The sequence below is a fragment of the Streptomyces soli genome (genome assembly GCF_003999195.1).
In the GTDB taxonomy this organism is placed as follows: domain Bacteria; phylum Actinomycetota; class Actinomycetes; order Streptomycetales; family Streptomycetaceae; genus Actinacidiphila; species Actinacidiphila soli.
This window is the reverse complement of sequence record NZ_RJVR01000344.1, coordinates 1-3,460: the sequence shown is the minus strand read 5'-3', so window position 1 is coordinate 3,460 and position 3,460 is coordinate 1. Positions and strand designations below refer to the sequence as shown.

The following is a 3,460-nucleotide window of genomic DNA, read 5'->3' as shown; positions in this document are numbered from 1 at the left end:
GCCAGCGCGGCGAGGACGGCCGCGGCCGGGGCCAGGCGGCGGACGGTGAGGGCGAACCGGCGGAGGCCGGGCTGGCTGCTGCCGGCCCGGCCGGGCGCCGCGTGGCGCGTGGAGTTCATCAGTGCTGTGCGCTTCCGGCTCCGGCTGCTGCCGGGGTGGGGTTGGTGATCGGGTGTTCCGCATCGTGGATGCTGGCCACGGCCGGGTAGATGGTGCTGCCCGAGGGGGCGGGGGGCAGGGCCTTGCCGCTGGGGTTGTTGTAGACGTCCGCGCCGAAGGGGCGCAGGCCGTCGGCGGCGGCGTAGCCGAGGTGGCCGTGGCCGTCGGTGCCGCCGCTGTTGATGCCGAAGAGGTCTTCGGTGCTGCGCAGCCAGCTGTAGTGGTTGTAGGGCTGCTGGCTGACGGAGCCGGGCTTGATGAAGCGGGAGATGAACACCGCGCCGGTGATGCCGCCGCCGGGGGTGGTGTCCTGGCCGAAGGCCTGGAAGCCGGGCTGCGAAGTGTTCGGGCCGGGCAGCTCGTTGCAGCACGCCACCACCGACTGGGCGGTGTCGGTGGGGGTGTTCAGGCTGGAGTTGCTGTTGCCGGTGTAGTCGCCGATGGAGTTGCCGTACATCTTGTACGGCGGGAACGCCTCGTCGAACAGGATCTGGATCTCACCGTCGTGCTGGAACGCCGGCGAAGCCATGATCTGCGGGATGACCTTCTCCAGGAACACGTCCGAGGCGTACAGGCCGCCCTGGTGGTTGTTCGGGTCGCCGGAGAGGTTGTCGCCCTTGCAGGTCGCGTCGTGCGCGTCGGAGCAGTTGTTGGGGCTGATCCAGGAGAACTTGGGCGTGGTGGCCTCGGTCTTGAGGTCCTGGGCCAGGCTGGGGACGGCCGCGTGGCCGCTGGTGGCGGGAAGGCCGTCCAGCGGGACGACGTTGGCGCAGTCCTTGGGGTTGTCGATCACGGAGTGGAACCAGGGCGCCGGGTTGTGCTTGGGCACGTACTGGTCGCCCGCGGTCGCTCCGCCCGGGTCGGGCACGCCGTTGCCGGTCGGGTCGCCGGGCACCCCGCACTGGTAGGCGTTCTCGCGGGTGGAGGTGTTGCCCATGTCCTGGGCGTAGACCTTCCAGGGCACGTGCTTGGAGTCGAGCTGGTTGAACACTGTCTTGACGGAGGACGGGTACACGCACCCGGCCGAGGCGTTGACCTGGCCGTCGGCGGCGGGCGTGCCCGGGGTGACGTCCTTGTACTGCGGACAGTCGTTCTGGTTGTCCGGCGCGGGAGCCTGCCCGGAGACCAGGGTGGTGTAGTTGCCCAGGCTGTAGTGGCTGGTGCCGTAGTACTGCGTGAGCAGTTCCCCGTAACTGGGTAGCGTCTTCCACAGATAGCTGTTCTGGTTCAGCCCGGTGAACGTGGACTCGTAGGACTTGTTCTCCAAGACGATCGTCCACACGTGCCCGATCTTCTTCGCAGCGCCCCCGTTCTCGGCCTGCGCTGAGGCCGACGGCGCTGCTCCCAGCCCGGCGGCGATCAGTCCCGCCCCGGCCAGCACCGCCCCGAGCGCCGAACGGCGTCGGCGTATGAAGCCTGCCATGCCACTCCTTCAATAACAGCGCGGCGAAGACAGCCCTCGCCGCCACCGGCGGCACTTTCCTCCCTTAAGCCGCGTGCCGGGCATGGCACAGCCGACCCAAAGGTGATCAGAAGATGAACATTCCATGTCAGTGGCCCGGCCCCGTGGGAGACCGGCACGGCGGTGACAGTCGTGTCTATGGCCCCGACTGTAAGCCTGGAGAGCATTCCAAGGTCAACTCTCCTCCTCAGGCGTGGAGTTCAATAGACGTTCGTCTATTGAGGATCGTGAAAACGGCCCGCCCGGACCCCGGATCGCCTTCAGCGGGAATCTGATCTTCCGGGCGTCTGATCTTCCACGTCTTCGCCGCCCTCGCCGTTCATCCGCGAACTCATCTCGGCCGGCACCAACGAGGACCTCGCCGCCGCCCGCGCCCGCGCCCGCGCCCGCGGCCGCACCGGCGGACGCCCCTCCGTGGTCACCCCGAGCTCATCCGCGCGGCCCGCGACATGCTGCCAGGAACAGCATCGAGTCCATCGCCCAAGCTGCTGGGCATCAGCGCGGGTACCCTCTGCAACCAGCAGCCGCAGCGGGAGGCCGAGAGCGGTCAGGTCGGCGGCAAGGCGCGCGCCGATGGCTCCGGCGGCCCCGGTGATCAGCGGTTCACTGCCGGTGGTGGAGTATCGCGGTCACGCCCTCGTCGCTCGGGGCGTAGGCGATGCTGCGCAGGACGGCGACGGGGGCGCCACGGCCGCGTTGGCCGAGGATGATGCCGGCGGCGGCCACGCAGTGCGCCCTGGGACGCCGTGCGATATCACCTGTGCCTCGAGCCGATCTTGCCTTTGCGATGGACATCAGCGAGGCGGTGATTATGCGGGCGCTGAGCGGCAATTCGGCGACCACCGGCCCTGCGCGGTGACTGGCTACCGCTGCTCAGCATTTCGGTAGAGAGCTGGGAAACGGCCTCAAAAGGAAACGGCTCTCGCCGACCGGCTCGCTGCCCAGCACCAGCTGGCGTACGTGATCTTCTGTAAGGGGGGCGCGGGTGCCGGTGAGGGCGTGGGCTGAGTCGGCAACGCTTGCCAAGAGCGCGGCCTACAACTCGGGCACCCTCAACCAGGCGTGGGAGGCCGGCGTGCAGGGGGTGCAGGTCTTCGACGGCGCCGGGTGCGGCTGGACCAGCCACAAGGACCCCGACAAGGTTATGGGGAGCCTGCGTACGGTCGAGGACGCCGCCGCGTGGCGTATCTCCCACCTGCGCTGCGGGCGGGCGTTCGGGCCCCGTCCCGACGTGGTTGCGCCAGGCTGAGGGGCGCATGGTGACGCGAGCGGCCCCCGGTCACGCTCGCCGCTGTGCGACCAGGCCTGACAGTCCAGGCGCCACCGAGTGCCTCGCGGCACCGTTCCGAGGTGGGCCGCGTAACAGGCCCAGGGCACTCCCTTCCCGATCAACCGCAGGTGGGGGTACTGGCGCCGCCACGGCTCCATCTGCTATGACTATTCGCGGCAGCAAGCACCTGCCCGCGCCTGATTGGTCTTACCCATGCTGGGACCGTGAAGACAGCCAAGGGTCTCTCTCGACTCGTGCAAGATCAACTCTCGTTGTCCTGACGCATCGTTTTGCGTTCTGTCAGGCGAGGAGCATGGGTTCGCGCCGCAGGAGACAATGACGATGACAGACAACAAATCCTTCAAGAAGGCCGTCCGCCAGCGTATGGCCGAGACAGGCGAGCCCTTCAGCACAGCTCGGCGGGCCCTACTTGCGCGCACTCGGCGGAGCGCGATCGATTCGCCCAACACAGTGCCGGATCAGCAGCTCGCGGCCCGTGCGACGAAGCAGCAGGTGGACCTGGCAGGGGCCCCAGCCCGCGGAATGCAGCCGTACCTCGCGGAGCTCGC

At 68.6% G+C, this 3,460-nt stretch carries 4 protein-coding genes; 2 read left to right on the top strand and 2 right to left on the bottom strand.

Annotated features, from left to right (window positions below; all coding sequences use genetic code 11):
• Positions 1–118: 118 nt before the first annotated feature.
• Positions 119–1,582 carry an alkaline phosphatase family protein gene (locus tag EFK10_RS41745; protein ID WP_127360863.1) on the bottom strand — a complete coding sequence of 488 codons (1,464 nt, stop codon included), beginning with the start codon at positions 1,580–1,582 and terminating at the stop codon, positions 119–121.
• Between the two features lie 642 nt (positions 1,583–2,224).
• Complete coding sequence (locus tag EFK10_RS52430) at positions 2,225–2,347, bottom strand: hypothetical protein (RefSeq protein ID WP_265737601.1); 123 nt, start codon at positions 2,345–2,347, stop codon at positions 2,225–2,227.
• A gap of 259 nt (positions 2,348–2,606) precedes the next feature.
• Here EFK10_RS52430 and EFK10_RS41730 point away from each other — a divergent pair, with 259 nt between their 5' ends.
• A complete protein-coding gene (locus EFK10_RS41730) occupies positions 2,607–2,870 on the top strand; it encodes a hypothetical protein (RefSeq protein ID WP_206305806.1) in 264 nt (87 codons plus the stop codon).
• Between the two features lie 357 nt (positions 2,871–3,227).
• The coding region (locus EFK10_RS49080) for a hypothetical protein (protein ID WP_206305805.1) at positions 3,228–3,460 on the top strand (233 nt) is incomplete at its 3' end.